Below are 740 nucleotides of genomic sequence, written 5' to 3' on the forward strand. Positions count from 1 at the left end.
TGGCGCGGGTTAGAGTGGTCATACAGTTAGGGTAGTATCCCACCAACGCCTCCATCGAAACTAGCGTTCCGATTTCTACGGCTCCTACCTATCCTGTACAAACTGTACAAACACTCAATATCAAGCTACAGTAAAGCTCCATGGGGTCTTTCCGTCCTGTCGCGGGTAACCCGCATCTTCACGGGTATTATAATTTCACCGAGTCTCTCGTTGAGACAGTGCCCAAATCATTACGCCTTTCGTGCGGGTCGGAACTTACCCGACAAGGAATTTCGCTACCTTAGGACCGTTATAGTTACGGCCGCCGTTTACTGGGGCTTCAATTCTGGGCTTCGCTTACGCTAACTCATCCTCTTAACCTTCCAGCACCGGGCAGGCGTCAGCCCCTATACGTCATCTTTCGATTTTGCAGAGACCTGTGTTTTTGATAAACAGTTGTTTGGGCCTATTCACTGCGGCTGACCTGACGGTCAGCACCCCTTCTCCCGAAGTTACGGGGTCATTTTGCCGAGTTCCTTAACGAGAGTTCACTCGCTCACCTTAGGATATTCTCCTCGACCACCTGTGTCGGTTTACGGTACGGGTAGTTTATTTCTCACTAGAAGCTTTTCTTGGCAGTGTAACATCAGGAACTTCGCTACTTAATTTCGCTCCCCATCACAACTTGTCCTTAAAGAATCAAGCATTTCACTCAACTCAAGACTTGTTGCTTAGATACACATTTCCAGTCGTGTGCATTC

Annotated in this window: 1 rRNA gene (running past one end of the window); it reads right to left on the bottom strand. The window is 48.5% G+C overall.

Annotated elements, in window-relative coordinates:
- A 23S ribosomal RNA gene (locus ACF1X7_RS10075) occupies nt 1-740 on the bottom strand; its annotated part runs 564 nt beyond the window's last position; the annotation flags it as partial.

This window comes from Latilactobacillus sp. VITA-14 (genome assembly GCF_046580785.1).
Taxonomy (GTDB): Bacteria; Bacillota; Bacilli; order Lactobacillales; family Lactobacillaceae; genus Latilactobacillus; species Latilactobacillus curvatus.